Annotated in this window: 18 protein-coding genes and 1 rRNA gene; 6 read left to right on the top strand and 13 right to left on the bottom strand. The window is 62.0% G+C overall.

The window, feature by feature from the left end; genetic code table 11:
* Position 1: 1 nt before the first annotated feature.
* On the bottom strand, positions 2–1,351 hold the full coding sequence (locus Q7F16_RS04415) for a GntT/GntP/DsdX family permease (protein WP_046063070.1): 1,350 nt from the start codon (positions 1,349–1,351) through the stop codon (positions 2–4).
* A 337-nt stretch (positions 1,352–1,688) separates the two neighbouring features.
* On the opposite strand from Q7F16_RS04415, the gene Q7F16_RS04410 reads away from it, so the two are divergent.
* Positions 1,689–3,134 (top strand): SulP family inorganic anion transporter, encoded by a 1,446-nt coding sequence (locus Q7F16_RS04410; protein ID WP_014336446.1) that lies wholly within the window; start codon positions 1,689–1,691, stop codon positions 3,132–3,134.
* Positions 3,135–3,258: 124 nt separating this feature from the next.
* Here the strand turns inward: Q7F16_RS04410 and Q7F16_RS04405 are convergent, their stop codons facing one another.
* Positions 3,259–4,170 (bottom strand): LysR substrate-binding domain-containing protein, encoded by a 912-nt coding sequence (locus Q7F16_RS04405; protein WP_409556026.1) that lies wholly within the window; start codon positions 4,168–4,170, stop codon positions 3,259–3,261.
* A 198-nt stretch (positions 4,171–4,368) separates the two neighbouring features.
* Positions 4,369–4,959: an NAD(P)H-dependent oxidoreductase gene (locus Q7F16_RS04400; protein WP_409556027.1), complete on the bottom strand. Its 591-nt coding sequence runs from the start codon at positions 4,957–4,959 to the stop codon at positions 4,369–4,371.
* Between Q7F16_RS04400 and Q7F16_RS04395 the strand changes: the two genes are divergently transcribed.
* Together Q7F16_RS04395 and Q7F16_RS04390 are read left to right on the top strand one after the other, a co-directional pair.
* Positions 4,958–5,104, top strand: coding sequence for a hypothetical protein (locus tag Q7F16_RS04395; protein WP_172898805.1), 147 nt, complete (start codon positions 4,958–4,960; stop codon positions 5,102–5,104). The two genes, Q7F16_RS04400 and Q7F16_RS04395, sit on opposite strands and share 2 nt — an antisense overlap.
* A 55-nt stretch (positions 5,105–5,159) precedes the next feature.
* Complete coding sequence (locus Q7F16_RS04390; RefSeq protein WP_095974173.1) at positions 5,160–5,474, top strand: putative quinol monooxygenase; 315 nt, start codon at positions 5,160–5,162, stop codon at positions 5,472–5,474.
* Here the strand turns inward: Q7F16_RS04390 and Q7F16_RS04385 are convergent.
* Complete coding sequence (locus tag Q7F16_RS04385) at positions 5,464–6,228, bottom strand: sulfite exporter TauE/SafE family protein (RefSeq protein WP_409556028.1); 765 nt, start codon at positions 6,226–6,228, stop codon at positions 5,464–5,466. The two genes, Q7F16_RS04390 and Q7F16_RS04385, sit on opposite strands and share 11 nt — an antisense overlap.
* 212 nt (positions 6,229–6,440) lie before the next feature.
* Between Q7F16_RS04385 and Q7F16_RS04380 the strand changes: the two genes are divergently transcribed.
* The gene (locus Q7F16_RS04380; RefSeq protein WP_409556029.1) at positions 6,441–7,322 is read left to right on the top strand and encodes a LysR substrate-binding domain-containing protein; all 882 of its coding nucleotides are present in this window, start codon (positions 6,441–6,443) and stop codon (positions 7,320–7,322) included.
* A gap of 97 nt (positions 7,323–7,419) precedes the next feature.
* Positions 7,420–7,764: a cupin domain-containing protein gene (locus Q7F16_RS04375; protein WP_003197542.1), complete on the top strand. Its 345-nt coding sequence runs from the start codon at positions 7,420–7,422 to the stop codon at positions 7,762–7,764.
* A gap of 214 nt (positions 7,765–7,978) precedes the next feature.
* Here Q7F16_RS04375 and mmsB read toward each other — a convergent pair whose 3' ends face one another.
* Positions 7,979–8,866, bottom strand: coding sequence for a 3-hydroxyisobutyrate dehydrogenase (gene mmsB / locus Q7F16_RS04370; protein WP_046063065.1), 888 nt, complete (start codon positions 8,864–8,866; stop codon positions 7,979–7,981).
* A 10-nt stretch (positions 8,867–8,876) separates the two neighbouring features.
* Entirely contained in the window at positions 8,877–10,403 is a 1,527-nt protein-coding gene (locus tag Q7F16_RS04365; protein WP_003197536.1) for a CoA-acylating methylmalonate-semialdehyde dehydrogenase, read from the bottom strand.
* 140 nt (positions 10,404–10,543) lie between these two features.
* On the opposite strand from Q7F16_RS04365, the gene Q7F16_RS04360 reads away from it, so the two are divergent.
* Positions 10,544–11,491 carry a LysR family transcriptional regulator gene (locus Q7F16_RS04360; RefSeq protein ID WP_024617832.1) on the top strand — a complete coding sequence of 316 codons (948 nt, stop codon included), beginning with the start codon at positions 10,544–10,546 and terminating at the stop codon, positions 11,489–11,491.
* Here the strand turns inward: Q7F16_RS04360 and Q7F16_RS04355 are convergent.
* From Q7F16_RS04355 to rrf, 7 genes are all read right to left on the bottom strand, one after another.
* A complete protein-coding gene (locus Q7F16_RS04355; protein WP_236712368.1) occupies positions 11,488–11,925 on the bottom strand; it encodes an OmpA family protein in 438 nt (145 codons plus the stop codon). The genes Q7F16_RS04360 and Q7F16_RS04355 overlap by 4 nt on opposite strands.
* Before the next feature lie 69 nt (positions 11,926–11,994).
* Positions 11,995–13,263, bottom strand: coding sequence for a diguanylate cyclase domain-containing protein (locus Q7F16_RS04350; protein WP_046063062.1), 1,269 nt, complete (start codon positions 13,261–13,263; stop codon positions 11,995–11,997).
* Positions 13,260–13,835: a YfiR family protein gene (locus tag Q7F16_RS04345; RefSeq protein WP_046063061.1), complete on the bottom strand. Its 576-nt coding sequence runs from the start codon at positions 13,833–13,835 to the stop codon at positions 13,260–13,262. Before Q7F16_RS04345 ends, Q7F16_RS04350 begins: the two co-directional genes overlap by 4 nt.
* Positions 13,836–13,974: 139 nt before the next feature.
* A complete protein-coding gene (gene recD / locus Q7F16_RS04340; protein ID WP_409556030.1) occupies positions 13,975–16,071 on the bottom strand; it encodes an exodeoxyribonuclease V subunit alpha in 2,097 nt (698 codons plus the stop codon).
* Positions 16,068–19,757 (bottom strand): exodeoxyribonuclease V subunit beta, encoded by a 3,690-nt coding sequence (gene recB, locus Q7F16_RS04335; protein ID WP_046063059.1) that lies wholly within the window; start codon positions 19,755–19,757, stop codon positions 16,068–16,070. The genes recD and recB overlap by 4 nt, the downstream gene beginning before the upstream one ends.
* A complete protein-coding gene (recC, locus tag Q7F16_RS04330) occupies positions 19,754–23,206 on the bottom strand; it encodes an exodeoxyribonuclease V subunit gamma (RefSeq protein ID WP_409556031.1) in 3,453 nt (1,150 codons plus the stop codon). The genes recB and recC overlap by 4 nt, the downstream gene beginning before the upstream one ends.
* A 156-nt stretch (positions 23,207–23,362) precedes the next feature.
* Positions 23,363–23,462: ribosomal RNA gene (rrf, locus tag Q7F16_RS04325) — 5S ribosomal RNA — on the bottom strand; the annotation flags it as partial.

The following is a 23,462-nucleotide window of genomic DNA, read 5'->3' as shown; positions in this document are numbered from 1 at the left end:
CTCAAAGCAAGCGTGAAAGCCCGAGGGTCAAGGCGAACGCGACCACGGAGATCAGCGTTTCGAGTACGGTCCAGGTCTTGAAGGTTTGCGTGACGGTCATATTGAAGTATTCCTTGATCAGCCAGAAGCCGCCGTCGTTGACGTGGGAAAAGATAACCGACCCGGCGCCGGTCGCCAGCACCAGCAGCTCGGGGTGTGGATAACCCAGGCCAATCGCCACGGGCGCGACGATGCCCGAGGCCGTGGTCATTGCCACGGTGGCCGACCCCGTGGCGATGCGCATCAGTGCGGCAAACAGCCAGCCCATGACCAACGGTGACAGCTGGAACTCCTGGGCCAGGCCGACGATCTGTTGCGTAACCCCGGCGTCCACCAGGATCCGGTTCAACCCGCCGCCGGCGCCCACCAGCAAAGTGATGCTGGCGGTCGGTGCCAGGCATTCGTTGGTGAATTTGAGGATCGACTCACGGTTGAAGCCCTGGGCCAGGCCGAGGGTCCAGAAGCTGAGGATGGTCGCCAGCAGCAGGGCAATCACCGAGTTACCGATGAACAGCAGGAATTGATTGAAACCGCTGCCCGGCGTGGAAATCAGGTTGGCCCAGCCGCCGATCAGCATCAGGATCACCGGCAGGAGAATGGTCCCCAGGGTCACGCCGAAGCCCGGCAGGTTCGCGCGCGGCTCACGGTCGAGGAATTGTCGTTCCAACGGGTTCTCAGCCGGCAGCTGAATGCGCGGCACGATGAATTTGGCGTACAGCGGGCCGGCGATGATCGCGGTGGGAATGCCGATCAGGATCGCGTACAGCAAGGTCTGCCCCACCGAAGCCTGGAACGCCTGCACCGCCAGCATCGCCGCCGGATGCGGCGGCACCAAAGCATGCACCACCGACAGCCCGGCGACCATCGGCAGCCCCACCATCAGGATCGACACGCCCACACGCCGGGCAATGGTGAAGGCGATGGGCACCAGCAGCACAAACCCGACTTCGAAGAACAACGGCAGCCCGACCAGGAAGGCAATGCACACCATCGCCCAGTGGGCGTTGCGCTCGCCGAAACGCTCGATCAGCGTCTGCGCCATCCGCTCCGCCCCGCCGGACTCGGCCATCATCTTGCCGAGCATGGTGCCCAAGGCCACCACCAGCGCAATGTGCCCCAGCGTCTTGCCGACACCCGCCTCGTACGCCCCCACCACACCCGACGGCGGCATCCCGGCCAGCAGCGCCAGGCCAATGGACACCAGGGTAATCACGATGAACGGATTGAGCCGATAACGGGCGATCAGCACGATCAGCGCAATGATCGCGATGGCCGCGTAGACCAGTAGCCAATAACCGAAAGCAGGGGCCATGCGTTACTCCTCGAATGGGGTCACGTCGATGTGTTGTGAAACTCATAAATCATTTCGACGGAGAATCTTCAAACCCACTGAAAGTAATTTTCGCACACAGATAAAAGTTGTCGCTGACGGACATCGCGACACGGCGTTGATGAAAATTCAGCGCAAGACTTTCATCGCCCTTGTGGCGAGGGAGCTTGCTCCCGCTGGGCTGCGAAGCGGCCCCAAATTCATCAACACAATCAACCAACGGCTGGCCGCCCCGCACTCAATTCCGTACCATCCGCACCTGTTTTTTTGCACCACTCCCCGGCAGCCGACGCTCCACCGGCGCCCAGTCAGGTAAATCATGAAATCAGCACGTCTTCGCGCCGACGCCCTCGCCGGCCTCACCACTTCTTTCGCCCTGCTCCCCGAATGCATCGCCTTCGCCCTGGTAGCCCACCTCAATCCGCTGATGGGGCTGTACGGCGCGTTTATCATCTGCACACTGACCGCCCTGTTCGGCGGTCGGCCAGGCATGGTGTCGGGGGCGGCGGGGTCGATGGCCGTGGTCATCATCGCGCTGGTGGTGCAGCACGGCGTGCAGTACCTGTTGGCCACCGTGCTGCTGGGCGGGCTGATCATGATGGCCTTCGGGCTGTTGCGGTTGGGCAAGCTGGTGCGCATGGTCCCGCACCCGGTGATGCTCGGCTTCGTCAACGGCCTGGCGATTGTCATTGCGCTGGCCCAACTGGAGCATTTCAAGCAGGGTGAAACCTGGCTCAGCGGCAGCCCGCTGTATCTGATGGCCGGCCTGGTGGCGCTGACCATGGCCATCGTCTACCTGCTGCCGCGGCTGACCCGCAGCGTGCCGCCGGCCCTGGTGGCGATCCTCGGTGTCGGCCTGGCGGTCTACCTGCTCGGCCTGCCCACCCGAACGCTGGGAGACATGGCCCATATCGCCGGCGGCTTGCCCGCCCTCGCCTGGCCCGATCTTCCCTGGAACCTGGAGACCCTTCAGATCGTCATGCCCTACGCGGTGATCATGGCAATGGTCGGTTTGCTGGAAACCCTGCTGACCCTGAACCTGACCGATGAAATCACCCAGAGCCGCGGTTATCCGGACCGTGAATGCGTGGCGCTGGGCGCAGCCAACATCGCCTCCGGACTGTTCGGCGGCATGGGCGGCTGCGCCATGATCGGCCAGACGGTGATCAACCTCAGCTCGGGTGGGCGCGGACGGTTATCGGGCGTGGTGGCCGGGGTGATGGTGTTGCTGTTCGTGTTGTTCCTGTCGCCGCTGATCGAGCGCATCCCGCTGGCCGCGCTGGTAGGCGTGATGTTCGTGGTTGCGCAACAGACCTTCGCCTGGGCCTCGCTGCGGGTGATCAACAAGGTGCCGAAGAATGATGTGTTGGTGATCATCGCGGTGACCGTCATTACGGTGTTCACCGACCTGGCGGTGGCCGTGCTCTGCGGCATCGTCATCGCGGCGCTCAACTTCGCCTGGCAACAGGCCCGGGAGCTGTACGCCGACACGCATCAGGAGGCCGACGGCAGCAAACTCTATCGCCTGCACGGCACGCTGTTCTTCGCCTCGACGACACCGTTCCTCAACCAGTTCGACCCGGCCAACGACCCGGCCCAGGTCACCCTCGATTGCCGTCACTTGCGCTTCGTCGACTACTCGGCCGTCGCCGCACTCAAGACCCTGCGCGAACGCTACAGCAAAGCCGGCAAGCACCTGCGTGTGTTCCACCTGTCCGAGCGTTGCAAACAAATGCTCAAGCGTGCGGGCGTGCAGCACGACTGAAGCAACACCCAACAAAAACCTGTGGGAGCGAGCTTGCTCGCGATAGCGGTGGATCAGCCAACTTCAATAGCGACTGACCCGGCGCCATCGCGAGCAAGCTCGCTCCCACAGGGATAGGGGGTTATCAGCCCTTGAACTCCCGCGAGGCGTAGCTGGCGAGCTTGCCCTGGATGAAGTCCAGGAAGCACTGGATGCGCAGGGCCAGTTGCGAGTTGCGGTAATACACGGCATTGATCGGCTGGCGGTATCCGCTGTTGGCATCGGCCAGCAGCACCTTCAGCCGACCGGTGTGGATGTCTTCGCGGGTCATGAAGTCCGACAGGCAGGCAATGCCCTGCCCCTGCAGCGCCAAGTGGCGCACGGTCTCGCCGCTGGACGCGCTGATGGCGGGCTGGATCGGCCAACGATCTCCGTGTACGTGGCGCAGTGGCCACTGGTTGAGGCCCTCGTTCTGGGCAAACCCCAGCAGCGCATGGCCTGCCAGTTCGGCGACGCTTGACGGCGTGCCGTGCTGCTTCAGATAAGCGGGGCTGGCCAGGATGTGCAACGGGCTGCAACCCAGGGCGCGGGCGTGGAGCGTCGAGTCGGTGAGGGTGCCGATGCGGATGGCGATGTCGGTGCTTTGCTCCAGCAGGTCGATGATCAGGTCGTTGCTGTTGAGTTCGAGCAGGATGTCCGGGTAGAGCCTGCGGAACTCTTCGATGTGCGGGACGATGGCATGCAGCATGAACGGCGAGGCCGCGTTGATGCGCAACCGGCCTGCAGGGTTCTTCTGGCGGGATGACAGGCGCTCTTCCAGCTCGTCCATCTGGTCGAGGATGCCTTTGGCCTGCTCGAAGAAATACTTGCCCTCCTCGGTCAGGTCCATGCGCCGCGTGGTGCGGTTGATCAGCGTGGTGTCGAGCTTGGCCTCCAGCCGCGACAACGTGCGGCTGACCGCCGACGGCGTCTGCCCGACCTGCTCGGCGGCGGCGGAGATGGATCCGCACTCGATCACGCAGACGAAAATCTGCAATTCGTCGGATCTGGCTTTCACGGACATCCTCTCGTGGAATGCACACTCAATGTGATGAAGATGCCTTTGTGGCGAGGGAGCTTGCTCCCGCTGGGCTGCGTAGCAGCCCCCAAAAAAAGCGGCCGCTGCGCGCCCGAGCGGGAGCAAGCTCCCTCGCCACAAAAGCGCGCTCTCCTTGGGTGCAGAATTGCTTTCGGGTAAGTCCCGATAGTAGCCGGATTACCGCGAAAGGCCGAACACCTCGCGCAAATGCTGCTCATACCGCACCACATCCCCGTCGATGTTCGGGCGCTTCATCACGTCCACGCACAGGAAGGTCGGCAGGCCGGTCATGCCGAGGAACTGATTGGCCTTGTGAAACGGGAAGTACACCGCGTCCACGCCCTTGGCCTCGAAGAAGTCGGTCGGGTCGTCGAAGGCTTGCTGCGGGGCGTTCCAGGTCAGCGACAACATGTACTGCTTGCCCTGGATCAGGCCACCGCTGCCGTATTTCTGCGAAGCATCGGAACGGGTCCGGCCGTCGCTGGCGTAGAGGCTGCCATGGCCTTCGGTGAAGACTTCGTCGATGTATTTCTTCACGGTCCAGGGCGCGCCCATCCACCAACCCGGCATCTGGTAAATGATCACGTCGGCCCAAAGGAACTTGGCAACTTCCTCCTTGATGTCGTAGCCGCCGTCGATGAAGGTGGTTTTCACATCAAAACCGCCACGGTCCAACACGCTGAGCGCCGTGTCGTGGAGGGTGGCATTGTAGCGACCGTCGGAGTGGGCGAATTGTTTGCCGCCATTGAGCAACAGGACTTTTTTCATGGGGAGCCTCATCGGGTTCCACGGCATGGCCGTCAAAGGGCCACTGCATGGAAAGATTGAAAATGATGGCGGCAGAATAACGATGAGCTTCATGGGGAATAAGCAGCCAAACGGCAAAAGTGATTTGACCTATACGCACGAATGAACGACCGATTATTGCCTTAGAATTCGAGACCTCTTTTATCTCAGGAGCCACCTCGATGAGCGAACTGCACGGTTTCATCCTGCACGCCAAGACCCGTCCGGAAAAAGCCGAAGCCTTCGAAGCGCTGTTCCGCGCCTACGTCGAACCCAGCCGTGCCGAGCCCGGCTGCATCGAATATCACATGCTGCGGGACCAGCAGGATCCGACGCTGTTTATTTTCTATGAGATCTGGGCATCCCCGGCGCACCTGGAGGTGCACTCGAACCTGCCGCACATGCAGCAGTTCTTCGAGCAACGCATGGATTATCTGGAGCGTGACTTCGACATCCGCCGCGTCGACATGCTCAGCCTGTCTTCGGCTAGCCGCTGATCAGCAAATGGCCTCCGAGCACGCCGAGGCCGATGAAAAACACCCGTTTGAACAACACGGCACTGATCCGCTGGCGCAACCATTGCCCCAGCCACATCCCCAGCAGCGCCGGTGCCAGCGCCAGCAACGAAGCGCTCAATTCGCCCCCACCCAATGCGCCGCGCCACAACAGGCCGGCGGCCAGGGCCAGGGTAGAAACGGTGAATGACAGGCCCAAGGCCTGTACCAGTTCGTCCTTGCTCAGGCCCAGCGCTTGCAGATAGGGCACCGCCGGAATGACGAATACGCCAGTGGCGGATGTGATGAGGCCGGTGAGCAACCCGCAGAGCGGAGCGATCCACGGCTCGACATGGGCGCCGACCCGCAGCGTTGGCAGCAACAGCCCGCTCAACGCATACAGCACTAGCGCCGCGCCCAAAGCCCGCACCACCCAGGCCCCGCCCGTCATGCCGAGCCACAGCGTACCGAGCCCGGTGCCAATGAAAATCGCCAGCAACAGCGGCCACAGGCGCCGGAGCAGGGCTTGCAGATGACCGCCGAAAGCCAATTGCCAGAGATTGGTCAGGGTCGCCGGGATGATAAGCAGCGCCGCAGCCTGCGCCGGGGCCATAGCCAGCCCAAGCAAGCCCATGGAGATGGTCGGCAGGCCGAGGCCGATCACACCCTTGATGGTGCCGGCCAGCAGGAAGGTACCGACAACCAGCAGGGAAAGGGCCAGGCCGAGGTTTTGATAAAAAGCGACGAGTGTGTTCATGGGGGTATCGTGCGCCCCGGGGCTTGGCTTGAAAATCTGCCATATACTGAGGTTGCCTCTCTTGCGGCAAGAGGCTGTGAATTCGCTGATGCGGCCGACGCCATCGCGAGCAAGCTCGCTCCCACAGCTGAAATGCAATCCCATGTGGGAGCGAGCTTGCTCGCGATAGCAATGCATCAGGCACCAAAAAAACCGGCACAGGATCCCCGCCCATGCACTTCGACCTCACCGACCTGCGCCTCTACCTGAACATCCTCGACACCGGCAACATCACCGCCGGTGCGGCCCGCAGCCATTTGTCCCTGGCCGCGGCCAGCGCACGAGTGCGTGCCATGGAAGCGTCCCTGGGCATCGACCTGCTTGAACGCGGGCGGCGTGGCGTAACGCCCACTCCCGCGGGCAAAGCCCTGGCAGAGCATGCCCGGATCCTGTTGCAACAGGCCGAACGCCTGCGACAGGACCTGGCCGAATACGCCAAAGGCGTCAAAGGCCGGGTGCGGTTGCTGTGCAACACCAGCGCCATGACCGAATACCTGCCCGAGCTGCTGGCCGGTTTTCTCCAGGCCCATCCCAACCTCGACATTGACCTCCAGGAATTGCCCAGCTCTCGGATCACCCATGCGCTGCGCCAAGGCGCGGCAGACCTCGGGATAGTTTCCGACGCAGTGGAGACCGATGGCCTTCAGACCTGGCCTTTTCGCGACGATCCGCTGGTATTGATCCTACCGACCGGGCACCCCCTGGCTGACGGTCGCGCCATACGTTTCAGCGAGACCCTCAGCCACGATTATGTCGGCCTGAACGCCTCCAGCGCCCTGGCGATCCACCTGGAAGAGCAGGCCCTGCACATCGGCTCACGCATGCAAGTGCGCATTCGCGCCGAAGGTTTCGACGGGATGATTCGCATGGTGGCCCATGGTGCAGGCATTGCCATCGTGCCGAAGGCCGCTATCGACCGGCGCCCACCCGAGCCTGCGTATCAATGCGTCCCGCTGCAAGAAGCCTGGGCGCACCGGGCGTTGCTGCTGTGCGCCCGCAACTTCGACGGTTTGCCGGCCTACGCCACGGCCCTGGCTCGGCATCTGGCCGATTGATGCGCGCTTCTGGATAGCCCGGTGTCGACCACAGACATCTACCCGCTCATGCCGCGCGTTAGGGTGCCTGTTCTCTTCTGCCCCTTTCGGAGCTCACATGACCGCACCCATCACCGTCCTGCGCGACACCCATCCGCTGCCCGTACTCGACGCCTGCAAATGGGAAAAACTCGAAGGCGACCCGCACACCGTCAACCTCAACGCCTACACCAGCGAAGACGGCAGCAAGATCATGGGCACCTGGATCTGCACACCCGGCAAATGGCGCGTGGATTATGTGAAGTGGGAGTACTGCCATTTCCAGGAAGGCTACTGCATCATCACCCCGGACGGCATGGCGCCGATCCATCTGCGTGCTGGTGACATCTTCGTCGTCGAGCCAGGCATGAAAGGCACTTGGGAAGTGGTCGAAACCGTGCGCAAATATTTCGTCTTTGCCTGAAACAAAAAACCGAGAGGCCACCCGACATGGTCTCTCGGAAAACAACTTTGTAGATTGCGTAGCCTCTGTGGCGACGGAGCAATCTGTGGGAGCAAGGCTTGCCCGCGATGCAGGCACCTCATTCTCTCAGGGAGCCCAGCACCTGTAATCGCGGGCAAGCCTTGCTCCCACAGATAATTGCCCTTGCCACAAAAGCACGTCGATATCGCCGCTCTTACTGCGGCTTGCGATAGCTGTTCACAATCGCCGAAAAGTCCTTGCCGCCCTCGCCCCGCTGGCTCATCGCCTGGTACAACTGCTGCGCCACCGCCCCCAGCACCACCGGCTGATGGGCCTGCCGTGCGGCTTCGGTCGCCAGGCCCAGGTCCTTGAGCATCAGGTCGGCGCCAAAGCCACCCGTGTAACCACGGGACGCCGGTGCCGTTTCGATCACGCCCGGCCACGGGTTGTAGGTGTCCGAACTCCAGCAACGGCCCGTCGAGCTGTTGATGATGCCGGCCAACACCTGGGTGTCGATCCCCAAGGCATCACCCAACGCCATGGCTTCGCTGACACCGACCATGGAAATCCCCAGCAGCAGGTTGTTGCAGATCTTGGCGATCTGCCCGGTGCCGACTTCGCCACAGTGCACGATGTTACGGCCCATTTGCGCCAGCACCGGTTGCAAGGTGGCAAACAACTCGGCCGTGGCGCCGACCATGAAGGTCAACGTGCCCGCCGCCGCACCGCCGGTGCCGCCCGAGACCGGTGCATCGGCCATCGCCACCCCTTGTTTCGCCGCAGCAGCCGCCACGTCGCGGGCGGTTTGTGGATCGATGGTGCTGCAATCCACCGCCGGTGTGCCGGCGGCGATGCCAGCCAGCACGCCGTCTTCACCCAGCCAGACACTGCGCACATGAGCGGCGGCCGGCAGCATGGTGATCACCAGTGCCGCGCCCTGGGCCGCGTCGCGCGGCGAGGCGCTGATCGTGCCGCCCAACGCCGCCAGTTCAGCCAGCACCGTCTGGTTCAGGTCGAACAGGTTCAGCGAATGGCCAGCCTTGAGCAGGTTGCGCGCCATGGGGGCGCCCATGTTGCCCAGGCCGATAAATGCGATGTTCATGTCCGGCTCCTTAACGCAAATTGATGGTGGTGTTCACACCGTCATTGACGCTGTCGTCATCGAACCAGCGCGCGGTCACGGTCTTGGTCTGAGTGTAGAACTGCACCACTTGTTTGCCGTACGGACCGAGGTCGCCGAGTTTCGAACCGCGGGAACCGGTGAAGCTGAAGAACGGCACCGGCACCGGGATCGGAATGTTGATGCCCACCTGGCCGACGTCGATTTCGCTCTGGAATTTGCGCGCCGCCGCACCGCTCTGGGTGAACAGGCCGGTGCCGTTGCCGAATGGGTTGGCGTTGACCAGGGCAATCGCCTGATCCAGGGTGTCGACTTCCAGCACCACCAGCACCGGGCCGAAGATTTCTTCGGTGTAGATACGCATGTCGGTGGTCACGCCGGAAAACAGGGTCGGGCCGACGAAATTGCCCTGCTCGAAGCCCGGCACGCTGATGCCACGACCATCGAGCTCCAGCTTCGCCCCCTGTTGCACGCCACTCTCGATCAATTCGAGGATCCGCGCCTTGGCGCGCTTGGAAATCACCGGGCCGACGTCAGTGCCCGGCTCGCTGCCGGCATTGACCTTGAGCTTCTGTGCCAGGGCCTTGAGCTCCGGCAACCACTGCTTGGCAGCGCCCACCAGCACCACCACGGAGGTGGCCATGCAACGCTGGCCCGCCGCGCCGAAACCGGCGCCGACCAAGGCGTTGAGGGTCTGTTCACGATTGGCATCGGGCAACACCACCGCGTGGTTCTTGGCGCCCATCATCGACTGCACGCGCTTGCCGTGACGACCCGCCAGGTCATACACGTGGGTGCCGACCGCCGTCGAGCCGACGAACGAAACCGCCTTGATGTCCTTGTGGGTGCAGAGCGCATCCACTACGTCCTTGCCGCCGTGCACCACGTTGAGCACGCCCGCCGGCACGCCGGCCTCGATGGCCAGCTCCACCAGGAGCATGGTCGACAGCGGGTCCTGTTCCGATGGCTTGAGCACAAAGGTATTGCCGCAGGCGATGGCCATCGGGAACATCCACAGCGGAATCATTGCCGGGAAGTTGAACGGGGTAATGCCCGCGCACACCCCAATCGGCTGGCGCAGCGTGTAGGTATCAACGCCACCGGCAACGTTCTCGGCAAATTCGCCCATCTGCAGGGTGCCGATGGAACAGGCGTGCTCGACCACTTCCAGGCCACGGAAAATATCGCCCTCGGCATCAGCGATGGTCTTGCCCTGTTCGGCGCTGAGCACCGCGGCGATGCGCTTGGAATGCTCGCGGATCAACGCCTGGAGCTTGAGCATGATGCGCATCCGCGCGCCGATGGGCGTCAGTTTCCAGGTCTGGAAAGCACGCTGGGCAGCGGCGATGGCAGCATCGACTTCCGAGGCCGTGGCGAACGGAACCTTCGCCAACACCTGCTGGGTGGCCGGGTTGACGATGTCGTGCCATTCGCTGGATTGGGATTCAACCCACTCGCCATCGATCAGTAGTCTGACGGTTTGCAGGGTGGTATCGCTGGGCGTAAGGGAAACGTTCATGCTGGCCTCCGGGATTGTTCTTATAGAGAGCGCTGGTTCAGCAAAAACCAAGGTGCACAGGACACGCTTGGTGATGAGACTGTTTTTGGAGTATAGATGTGCAAACTTCTAATAAGAATGCACATAAAAGCCGGTCCAACATGCAAAAAAACATCACCTCCCTGGGGTCGCTGAATTGGGACGACCTCAAGTTTTTCCTCGAAGTGGCTCGCACCCGTAAGGCCAGCACGGCCGCCAAGCGCCTGGCCGTCGACTACACCACGGTGTCGCGACGCATCAGCTCGCTGGAAGCCTCGTTGGGCACGCTGCTGTTCGAGAAGTCCCGGACCAACGGTTTTGTCCTGACGGCCGAAGGCCAGCGCCTGCTGGGTTACGCCGAATCGATCGAAAGTACCCTGCACATGGCCTGCGAACAGGTTTCAGGCTCTGGCGTCGCGCTGTCCGGCCACGTGCGCATGGGCTGCACCGAAGGCTTCGGCAGCTTCTTCATCACCCCCCAGCTGAGCCACTTCGTCGACGCCTACCCGGCCATTTCGGTAGACATCCTGCCGCTGCCGCACTTCATCAGCCTCTCCAAGCGCGAAGCCGACATCGTCATCGCCCTCGAACGCCCCGAACATGGCCCGTATGTGTGCTGCAAATTGTGCGACTACCGACTGCAGCTCTACGCCACCCAGCAATACCTGGACAACCACCCACCCATCCAGCGCCCGGCCGACCTGGGCAAGCACTCGTTCATCAGTTACGTGGATGACCTGGCGTTCAGTTCCGAATTGCTCTACCTGGCCAACGTCCTGCCCGGCGCCAACGCCCACCTGCGCAGCACCAGCGTGATCGCGCAATTCGTGGCAGCGCAGCAAGGCCGCTCGCTGGCAATCCTGCCCTGCTTCCTCGCCGCCCAGGACCCACGGTTGTTGCCGGTGTTGCCGGAGGACATCACCGTCACCCGGCAGTTCTGGATGTACTGCCGGGAGGACTTGAGGAAGCTGAAGCGGATTACGTTGTTGTGGGATTACATTCGCGAGGTGACTGAACAGAACCAGCCACTGCTGATGGGTGACAGCCGGGAGATGGTGTTTGCCGACTAGTCGGCGATGACCACGATGGCGACGCGGCGGTTCTCGGTGCGGCCGCTGGCGGTGTCGTTGGAGGCGACCGGTTTGCTGCTGCCCAGGCCGCGCAATTGGACGTTCTCTTCGCGCATGCCAACGCTTGTCAGCACCTTGCTCACGCTGGCGGCCCGCCGCATCGACAGTTGTTCGTTGTAGGCCTGGGAGCCCGATGCGTCGGTATGACCATCGACGCGTACCCGCTGGATTCCCGCCCCCAGCAGTGCCTTGCCGATACGCTCGACGATTTCGGTGCTGGCCGGGTTGAGGTTTTCCACGTCACTGCCGAACAGGACCTTGCCCGACAGACCGAACGCCCAGCCATCGTCAGTCAATTCGAACCCTTGTTGCTTGAGTACGGCGATTTGCGCCGGGGTCAGGCCCTTCTGCGGTGCCGTCTGGCAACCGCTCATTGCCAGGACTGCCAGCAACAAAAACGCCGCGAACCAGCGCAGGGAAAATGAAGGATATGAACGCACGAGTCAGCTCCTGGTTTGAAGATCAGCGACGGAGTGATCCGACTCCGCCGTATGTTGACCGCCTCGGGCGAGGCGTTTGGCTTGGTACATCGCCGCATCGGCGGCATGGAGAAGGGTGCCCGGTGTCGCACCATCATCGGGATAAACGGCAATGCCGATACTGAGGGACGTCAGCACTGAAGCATTGCCAGGCAATTGAATCGGCATTTCCATGCTGGCGATGATTTTTTCAGCGATCCGCTCGGCGTCCTCGGCCTTGTGCAGAGGTGCCAACAGCACGGCGAATTCATCGCCTCCCAGGCGTGCAACCAAGTCGTCTTCACGCAACTGTGCCCGGACCCGGGTCGCCACGGCCGTCAGCACCGCGTCACCGGCAGCATGGCCGAAATTGTCGTTGATGCCCTTGAACCGGTCGCTGTCCAGGTACAACACGGCCACTTGCTCGTTGAGCTTGCTGGCATTGCGCAAGGCACGGATCAGCCGCCCCTCGAAGAACGCCCGGTTCGGCAGGCCGGTCAAGCTGTCGTGGCTGGCCTGGTGTGCCAGGGTTTCGTTTTCGCTTTGCAGGTGGGTCTGCCAGGACTCCAGTTCGTCGAGCAGTGCATTGAAGTCATTGGCCAGGTTATCCAGTTCGGCGATGGCGGCCGGGGGCACGCGCCGGTCCAGGGCCCGCTCGCTGCGTGCCGCGTGGGCCACTTCGGCCAGGCTGCGCAACGGTCCGGTGATCGCCCGCAACTGGCGCCGCGCCAGATAAAGCGCCACCCAGGCACTCACCGCCGTGCACAAAATAATCCCCGTCAGGCCGCTGAGCAAAAAGCGCAACAAGCTGCCGCCATGCCCCGCCAACACGATGCGGCCGATGTTCTGTCCTTGGTGAACGATTGGCAGGCTGATGGGCTTCTCCAGGAATGCCTTGGCAATATGCACTTCCAGCCCCGACAACAGGCCGGTTTCCGGTCGCTGCCAACGCGCCAACAGACGGCCATGTTCATTGAACACCTGGGCATCGGCGACTTCTTCGGTGGAGGCGATCAACGCCAGTGCTTCGGTGGCCGCAGCCCGGTCATCGAACACCACGGCGGCCTCCACGGTGTAGTTGATCGAACGGGCAATCAGGTGCAGGTTGTGATCGGCGTAGACCCGCAACGCAAGCACACCCAGCAACGTCAGGGAGAGACTGGCCATGGTGATCGCCACCAACGCGACAATCAGGTGGCCGCGCCCGATGACCGAGCCCAAGGTGGGACGGATCCGCGACTTGGACAGGCTCATGGTACTGCCGGCCTGCGACGGGAAAGCTGCAGAACGCTCGGATGGATACGCACGCCACTGCGCGCTACCGAGTCGAGGTTGACCTCGAACGATACCTGCTCATCACCGACCCGCAGACAGAACAGGCTACCCACGGTGCACTGGTCACCGCCTTCGCTGATGCTCAACACGGGCTTGCCGATCAGGGAGTCAAACAGACGGATACGCTCGTCGCTGGTCAGCCTGCCGATGTAGACGGCGTTGCAATCCGTAGCGATGTTGGGGTGATCGGCCAGCAATCGCTGCACGGTCACCGGTCGACCAGTGGCCTGGGTGGTGCCTTTGACCAGGTCGTCGGTGTATTGGGTCGGGCCGACGATGCACAGTTGCAACTGCGCAGGCTCCACTGGCCAGCGAGCGTAGCTGAGAATGCCCAAGACGACTTGAGTGACCGATTCAGCCCGCTGTTCAGCCCGGCTCGTGGAGGGCAGGTCTTCGGCAAGCACCATAGGCGACAGCAACCACAGAAGACCGGCAAGCAGATAATGCCCCCAGTCCTTGCTGCGCACAGCCTCCCGAACCGCCACTTTCATGGAAAATCTCTAGGTAATACGATAAGTGTCGGAACGATAGCACAGTGCCAAAAAGCCAGCGAGCCGGCGCCCTACAGACATATCTGACAGAAAACAGCCAAAATCGTGACTCCAGCATTGAATCACGAAAGCTGATCATTCAGTCATCACCCTCCAACTCCAACATGAGCCCGCTCAAACGCTTGACCTTGCGCCGCACCGCCTCCTCGAACACCCCCGCTCGCGGCTCAATCAGGCTGAACCATTGCTTGCCCCGGGTAATGGCGGTGTACACCAACTCCTTGGTCAATACCGGGTTCAGCGCATCCGGGAGGATCAATGCGGTATGGGTGAATTCCGAGCCCTGGGATTTGTGCACCGTCATGGCATACACGGTTTCCACATCATTCAGGCGGCTGGGCAGGACGAAACGCACACCGCCCTGGCCGTCGTTGCGCGGGAAAGCGACCCGCAGAACCTGCTTGCCGGCATCGGGGCCGTCACGCTCGGGCAACTTGAGGGCGATACCGATATCGCCGTTCATCAGCCCCAGCCCATAGTCGTTGCGGGTCATCAACACCGGGCGTCCTTCGTACCACTGGTGATCGCTATCGATAAGGCGGGCCTTGAGCAAGGCGGCGGTGATTCGCAGGTTCAGCCCTTCGACGCCCCACGGACCTTTGCGCACCGCGCAAAGCAATTGGAATTCGTCGAAGGCCGCCAGGACTTCCCGGGCCCAATCGGCCCAGCAATGGTCTTCCAGCGGGCGAGAATTGACCGGGCGTCGCTGCCGTAGCAGGCTCAGGTAATGCCGATAACCCTGGGGCCCATCTGGCTTGCCATCGAGTAACAGCTTCTCCAGTTTCGTGTCGTGTTCACTCGCCAACTTCAGGGAAGACAGATCGGCATGCTGCCCTTGCTCCAGCAACTGACGGGCTTTTTCAGGCTGCTGCTGGTTGACCCAACGGGCCAGCTGACCGATCCCGCTGCCTTCGCCGAAGCGCCGGGAATGCCTGAGCATGACCACTTGCTGTGCCAGGGGATGAGTGCCGGCGAGGTCCTGTTGCAGGTCACTGGCCGCCAGATTTTCACCACTGACCGACTCAAGCCAGGCTCGGGTCCGGGGGCTGTACCAGCCATCCTCGGCGTCTCGACACAAATCCCCGAGCACCGCACCGGCTTCTACAGAGGCCAACTGGTCCTTGTCCCCCAGCAACACCAACCGTGCATGGGCCGGCAGCGCATCCAGCAGATTGGCCATCATCTCCAGGTCGATCATCGACGCTTCATCGACCACCAGCACATCCAATGGCAAGCGATTGCCTGCATGGTGGCGAAAATGCCGGGTACCGGGGCGGCTACCCAGCAAACGATGGACTGTCGTGACGTCGCAGGGAATCCGTTCGCGCACCGCGTCGTCCACATCCAGGGTCCGGACCTGCTGGCTGATGGATTCGGTCAGGCGCGCCGCCGCCTTGCCGGTGGGCGCAGCCAGACGAATCCGCAGCGGCTTCCCGGCCTCGACGGCCGGTGCCTGGAGCAGGGCCAGCAGGCGCACAACCGTCGTGGTCTTGCCGGTGCCCGGGCCACCGGTCACGATGCTGAAGGCCCCGCGGGTCGCCAGCGCGCAGGCCAGTTTCTGCCAATCGATCGGGCCGCTTGCATTGGCCGGCCCGAACAACCCGTCCAAACGCTCGCGCAGGTCGCCGGGCGCCGCTTCATGCTCGATAAGCCGTTGACGCAACGCTTCATCGATTCGCCGTTCATAACCCCAGTAGCGGCGCAGATAAAGACGCTTGCCAGACAACACCAACGGACGTTGCTGCGCCTCTTCGCTCCCATCCACGGCCAGGGCCACCAGACGACTGGACGCCAGGACCTTGCACCAATGGACGCCGTCCAGTGTCGCCAATATTTGCGATGGCAACAGCATCACGCCCGTCTGCAGGTCACCCTCGGGAGGCAGCGACAGCGCAAAATCCGGTTCCTTGAGAGTCTCGAACACATCCAGGCAAACATGGCCGTGGCCCAGTTGATGACTGGTCAGCGCAGCGGCGAGCAGGACCAATGGATCATCGTCAGGTGCCAGCTCATGGAGGAACGCCACGAATGCCTTGTCCAAGGCGCGCAACCAGCCGCGCTCGACCCAGCGCGTCAGTAACAACAGCAGGTCCTGCGCACGGCTCAAGGGTGCCAACTCCACCAGGCTTTCGTCGTCGGACGATTTAGGCAGCAGGTCGGCAAAAGAACGACTCATAGCAATTCCCCCTGTACCCACGCCGGCTCGGCCTTGGGTTCGGGCGCCCCCTGGAACAGGCGATCCAGTTGTTCGATCAATGCCCGTGGCGGCTTGGTGAAATACACGCCCTGGCTGGCCGAGCGGGTTCCGCGAAGGAACAGGTACAACGCGCCGCCGACATGCCGGTCGTAGTCGTAATCGGGGAGCCGTGCCTTGAGCTGGCGATGCAGGGCCAACAGGTACAGCACGTATTGCAGGTCGTAGCGATGGTCCAGGATCGACTGTTCCATGGCCGGTACGGTGTAGGCCATGTCATCGACACCCAGCCAGTTGGATTTGTAATCGGCCACGTAGTACCGACCGTCGTGCTCGAACGTCAAATCGATGAAGCCCTTGAACATGCCGTTGAGCAGCACCGGCTCCGCCGCGACGCGGGCCACACCGCCATGGGTGAACCGGCAAACCAGCTGGTCGAGCTTTTGCACATCGACCTTGTGGCTGGCGAACCAGAACTCCATCTCCACCTGGAATTGGCTCAGGTGTTCGAGCACCACTGGCGCCTGATCGTTGCCGACGTGCATGGGCATCTTGATCAGGTGCTGCAGCCAATCGCTCAGCGTGGTGATCCAGCCTTTCCAGCCTCGGCGATTGCAGCGTCGGGCGATGGCATCCTCGATATCCGTTGGCGCCGATGAAAAGCCCTCCCCAGCGGCCCACTCCAGCAGGCCATGCAGGAAAGTGCCGGGGTTGGGGCCACGGGGAAAGCGGTGGATGTCGCCACCGACAGCGACGGTCTCCCTGGGAGCGTCCGGGTCCAGTCGTTCATCGTCGAACAGTTTCTGGGCCTGGGGACTCTCTGGCGCGGTATCGCTGCCTTCGCTCAGGCTTTCGCTGATGCGCAAGGCACTGTAGGACGCGATCCACCAGTTCTCGCTGGCTTTTCGCAAGGGCACCAAGGGTTCAAGCAACACGGCTTCGTTGCGCGGGGGCCGGTAGTGCTCGTCGGTGGCCTCAGGCATTGGCTGGTAGCTCACCGCGTCACTGCCTTGCTGCAGGTCTTCCAGCCAACGCCTCAACTCCACCGACTCGGCCAGCGGTGCACCACCGCCCAATAGATACCCTAGCGCGGACACATGGAGGATCGAGCGGTTGTTGCTGCCCCGCTTGAGATCCGCGACACCTAGCCAGCAGGCATGTTGCGCGCGGGTCAGGGCCACGTAGAGAAGCCGCAGATCCTCGGCCAGACGCTCGTCATCGGCCTTGGCGATCAATTCGGCAGTGGGTTTTAGGCTGATCTGCGCCTTGTTGGCCTCATCGTGGTAGTGCAACGGCAATCGACTGCCGTCCACCGGTTTCGTCGAGCAGATGAAGGGCAAGAAGACCAACGGATATTCGAGACCCTTGGACTTGTGGATCGTGACCACCTTGACCAGTTGCTCATCGCTTTCCAGGCGCAGGATCTGCTCTTCTCCCGCTTGCCCGGACAAAGCCAGGTGCTCGGACAAATGCCGGATCAAGGCTTGCTCGCCATCCAGTTCACCGGCTGCCTGCTGCAACAGTTCGCAAAGGTGCAACAAGTTGGTCAGCACCCGCTCGCCATCGCTGCGCGCCATCAAGGCCTGGGGCAGTTCGAAATCATGCAGCAGGCGCCGCAACATCGGCAGCACGCCCTGGCTGCGCCAGACCGTACGATAACCGCGGAATTGCATGACCCGCGCTTCCCAGGCCAGCTCATCCTGATTGAGGCGCTCCAGTTCCGTCAGCGACAGGTTCAACGTGATGCTGGCCAGGGCCGCCCGTAGCGGTCGTTCGGCATCCGGCTCGGCACAGGCCCTGAGCCAGATCAGCAAGTCCCGCGCTTCCTGCGAGGCAAAGACCGAATCCTTGTCGGACAGATAGACACTGCGCACGCCTCGCGCGGACAACGCGTCTCGCACCGCCTGCGCTTCTTTACCATCGCGCACCAGGATGGCGATATCTGCCGGACGCACGCCTCGCAGCACGTCTCCATCGACCGTGAAGCCGTCGCGTCCCGACTGGCCGCCGTTGAGCAACGCCGTGATCTCACTGGCGCAGGCGGCAGCCATGGATTGTCGATACACCGCACCGGAAAGTGGCTGCTCCGACGACAGGTGCCAGATGTTCAGCGCCGCGACCGCCTGCCCAGCGACCTGCAAGGACTCCTTGCGCCCCTGGGACTCAACGGACAGGAACGGCACCGGGTTCTCGCCCGAAGGTTCACGGAACAGAAAGGCCCCGCGCCCCTTCGGGCGGGACTCGGCATTCTGGAAAACATGGTTTACCGCGCCCACCATGGCATGGCTGGAACGGAAGTTCGTGCCCAGCGTGTGCAGCCTGCCAGCAGTGGCTTCGCGAGCGCGCAGATAGGTATAGATGTCGGCACCGCGAAAAGCGTAGATCGCCTGCTTCGGATCGCCGATCAGGAAAAGTCCGGTCCCGGGGTCGTTGTCTTCGATACGGTAGATGCTTTCGAAGATCCGGTATTGAACCGGGTCGGTGTCCTGGAACTCATCGATCAGCGCCACCGGAAACTGCTCGCGGATCAGGCTCGCCAGACGCTCGCCTCCGTCGGCCTGCAGGGCTGCATCGAGACGCAGCAGCATGTCATCAAAGCCCATCTCGGCGCGGCGACGCTTCTCTGCCTCGAAGCGCGCCCCGACCCATTGCGCGGCATGCTGCAGCACGGCGGCATCTGGTGTGGGCAACGCGTCCAGGCTGGCCTTGAGACTGGCCATGGCGTCCAACCCGGGGTGGTTGGGCACTTCACCTTTCCAGGCTTCGGCCATGCCCTCGGGCGTCAACCGCGAGAACCCGGTGCCGATGTCCAACAGCTCAAGGCTTTCGTCATCGACCCAGGCAGTGATTTTCTGAAACCACGGTTCGAAGTAACGCGCCTGCATCTTGCGCCCGTCGACAGACTTGCTGGCCACGCCTTGCTGGCAGATCTCCAACAGTTCCACCGCCCATTGCCGCCACGGTGCCTTGAGATCAAGCAAGGCGGCACTGCGCTCCTGCAAGGCCGCGGCGATGAGTTCGGCAGGCTCAAGCCCGTCACCATCGCCACGCTCGCTGGAAAACAAGCCTCGTACCCGCGGCAACAGCGCAGCAGGCCCTCCCCAATGGGTACGCACCCAGTTCAGCGCCTCGCCTTGCATCGAATAGCAGAACAACCGCCAATAATCGCGCAGCACCTCGCCCAGCAATTCGCTGTGGTCGGTTTCCAGGGTCTGGGTGAACAGGCTACCGCTGTCGAAGGCGTGCTCACGCAACATGCGCTGGCACCAACTGTGGATGGTCGAGACGGCCGCTTCGTCCATCCACTGCGCAGCGATGTCCAGCCGGTTCGCACAGCCAGGCCATTGGTCAGCGTTGAACTCGTCGCGCAACGCAGCGATCAGCGAGTCCGGGGCGGGAACTTCGTCGCGGAAGAAACGCGCGGCTTCGGCCAGACGGGTGCGAATTCGTTCACGCAACTCTTTGGTGGCGGCATCCGTGAAGGTCACTACCAGGATTTGCGGCGGAAGCAACTCGCGGCCAAAGCCGGACGCCGAACCGCCATGCCCCAGCACCAGACGCAGGTACAACGCCGAGATGGTGAAGGTCTTGCCGGTACCGGCGCTGGCCTCGATCAGTTGGCTGCCACGTAGCGGGAAAGCCAGGGCCAATGGTGTCTGTCGACTCATGAACGGGCTTCCTCGCCGACCAATGAACGCCATGGGGCTTCGAGCAACGGCCGGTAGAGCGCATCGCACCAATCGGGGAATGTTTCGTCAGCCATCAAGGCATCGAAATCAGCAAACTGTCGAGCCAACGCCGGACTTTCCCGCCGTTCGCCTTCAAATGTCTGTCCATCGCCCTCATAGGCTTTGCGAGCCGCCGCTTCGGCCTTGACCGGATCAGTCTGGCCGAGCCAGGCAAAAGCCGTCTTCACCGCGATCGGTAGCGGCTGGCGCATACCGGTCTGCCAGGCCAACAGCATGTCGCCCAGCAGCCTTTGTGCGACAGGCTCGTCAAAAGGTGCCAGCAGCAAGCTGTCATCACTGGCCACCAGTGCCGTCGTCAACGACAAGCCATTAGCGCAGGCCACGAGATGATTGACCCAAGGCCGTATCAAGCGATGCCACTTACGGGTCTTGGTGGAGCCAATGCTGTTGGGTATGGCCGTGATGGCGAGGACCGCACCGTCGGAACGCTGGTGCAAACCACTGAGCCAGCCCTCGACATTCACTCCCTGCAATTGCAGGCTGACTGGCACAGCGCTGACCGACGGTGTCGGCCATAAAGCTAGAAGCTGTTGGTAACGCTGGAGGAGATCCGGCAGGGGTTCGATCAATTCACGCTGCATGCACTCACCGAAACCGGCCATGGGTAACAGGCCACTGTTCTGCAGTCTTTTGGCGTGGGCGGTGAGGGCAAGATCCGGCTGGTCCAGGCGTACCAGGGCGGCCTCGAGCAAGCTGTCACTCAGGCTGTAGCGTTGCAGCGCATCGAGCACAAAAGGTTCGTCATCGGCCAGAGGCGCTTCGATGGCCTCGAAGAACACCTTCAACCGCTGACTGAAGAAATGGCGGACAGGATTGCGCAGGAAGTCCTGCAACTGCCCGAGGCCCAAGGGCTCCTCCTGGACATAGGGTTCCAATACCTGGTTTTTGTCGGTGTGATCGCAAGCGTCATGGAGCATCCGCCATTCGCTGGCGTAGCTGAACAGCGCGTCACCTTGATGGAAATAACGCGCACTGAACGGTTGCAACGGATGCTCCTGGGTCAGGGCATCGAGAAGAGGCTTGCTGTCATCTGCCAACCGCCAGCCACTGGCGAGATGATCGCGCAGTTGGCCGATCAACACCGATGCCGGGCGCTCGCTGTTGTCGCGAATACTGCGCCCCACCCAACTGATGTACAGCTTTTCCCGGGCAGAAAGCAGCGCTTCCAACAGCAGGTAACGGTCGTCCTCACGGCGGGAACGATCACCCGGACGATAATCGCCCCCCATCAGGTCGAAGTCCAAAGGCGGCTGGGCTCTCGGATAATCACCATCATTCATCCCCAGCAGGCACACCAGCTTGAAGGGGATTGCGCGCATCGGCATCAAGGTACAGAAGTTGACTGCGCCGGCCAGGAAACGCTGGGACAGTCGCCCCTGATCCAGTCCGGCCAACCACGCCTCTCGTACCACCGTCAGCGGCAATTCGTCGTGCAGCCCCACCGACTCACAGGTTTCAAGCCAGGTTTCACGCAAGTCTTCGAGTTGGGCCAGCAAATAGTCGTCATGCTCGTTGCTTGCCTGGAAAAACAGCTGCATCAGATCTTGCAGGCGTGAACCCCATTGCTGCGGCGATGCCGGCCGGGTGAGTTCCTGATGGGCGACCTCCAGGGCATCCAGCAAAGCAACCAAGGGACCAATCAACGCCGCATCCAGGCCACCGATCTCGTCATAAGGCTCAATGCCCTCATAAGCGTTCGAACTGCCGACGGCATACCCCAGCAACATGCGACGCAAGCCGAAATGCCAGCTGTTCTGCTCAAGCTCGGCAGGCAGGCCCAAGCCGGCACGGTGTTCGGCGCTCATCCCCCAGCGAATGCCGGCGCCTTCGATCCAGCGGTGCAGTGTCGGCAGGTCGGCCTCATCGATGCCAAACCGTTCGCGCAACGCCGGGACATCCAGCAGGTCGAGGATTTCGCTGACCGGGAAACGACTGTCCGGCAGCTTGAGCAAATGCTCGACGGCGATCAGCAATGGATCACGTCCACGCTGGCCCTGGTCGGTCAGCGTGAAGGGAATGAAACGCGGGTCGCTCCTGTCGAGCTGGCCGAACACTGCACGAATGTGCGGTGCATAACTGTCGATGTCCGGGACCATGACGATGATATCCCGTGGGCGCAGGGTCGGATCCGCACTGAAGTGGGCCAGCAATTGGTCGTGGAGAATTTCGACTTCACGCTGGGCGCCATGGGCCACATGAAAACGGATCGAGCCGTCTCGCTCCGGATCGACGACAGGCCAGTGTTCCCGGGTTTCGTCCAGGGGGCGCAGTTCCAGGATGTCATCCTGCAACTGGCTGAGAAGGGTCGTGGGGGTCCCATCGGTGAACAGGTCGATTCGCCCATCGCGAAATACCGAGCGATAGCTGTTGGGATCATCGTAGCTGTCGAGCAGGTTGATATAGTCGCGCCCTTGCTTGCCCCAGGCGGCCAATAACGGATGGGCATGTTGATGCAGGGTTTGCGGATCGAGGACGACGGGCATGCCAGCCTTGCGTGCCTGGCGCTTGTATTGGTGACGCAGCAAGTCCTTGTCGGCGACGATGTCCGCCCAATGATGACGACACGGGTTATGCACGCAGAGCAGAACCTGGCTGAACCGGGAAAGGCCGGCGAGCGCCTCAAGGACCTGGGCAGGCAACGAAGAAATACCAAACACGATGACCCGCGCAGGCAGGCCTTGCGGAGCGACTTCCAGGCTGTTGATGCGTTCGATGTAACGTTGATGAACGCCGGCACGGCTTTGCGCCATGCCTTGTTCCCCCACATCCAGCAGCAAGGCTCGCCACAGTTCCGCTTGCCAGCAATTTGCCGGCGCGAGCGGCTTGATTTCGCCTCGGACATTTCTTGTCTGGTGTCGACCTTCCGCCCAATCCTCTAGCCAGTCGGCCCGGTAGACCTGGTACTGGTCGAACAGATCGGCAAGACGCTCGGACAGTTGATAGCGCTTGCGCAAGTCGGTGTCGTGGGTAAGGAATCGTCGCAGAGGTTCGAAATGAGGCTGCTCGATCAACTGCGGCAGCAGACGCATCAGGCGCCAGGTCAGCGGAGCCTTATCCAGCAGGGACTTGGCCGGAATTTCGTCGCGTCCCAGGACTGTTCGATAAAGCTGCCACATGAAACTGCCCGGTAGCTGTACATCAATGGCTGCCGCAATACCGCAACCGCCGGAATCATCGTCTTCCGGGTCTTCAGCCAATGCGAGCTTAAGCCATTGGGCAATGCCGTTGCTCTGTACCAGGGCGATTTCATTTTCAAGGGGTGCCAGCGGATAACGCCGCATCAAGCTGATCACCAGGCTGCGCAATTCATCAAGGCGATTCCCGTGAACCACCATGAAAGCAGGGCTGAGGGACGTTGCGTCCGGCATGAAAGGCATCCTTGAAAATGCAAAAGCTAGGGGCAGAACCTTAGCACTGTCGGGGGGGTGTGACAGCCGGGAGCTGTCCGCACTTGTCGTAAGAACTTTCCTGCGGGCAAAACAAAACCCCTACCTGCATCAGCAGATAGGGGTTTCGGAATTTAATCTTGACGATGACCTACTCTCACATGGGGAAACCCCACACTACCATCGGCGATGCATCGTTTCACTGCTGAGTTCGGGATGGGATCAGGTGGTTCCAATG

The sequence above is a fragment of the Pseudomonas sp. Lb2C2 genome (assembly GCF_052112205.1).
Taxonomy (GTDB): domain Bacteria; phylum Pseudomonadota; class Gammaproteobacteria; order Pseudomonadales; family Pseudomonadaceae; genus Aquipseudomonas; species Aquipseudomonas kilonensis.
Note: the sequence above shows the minus strand (reverse complement) of the source record. Positions and strands in the feature narration are given on the sequence as shown.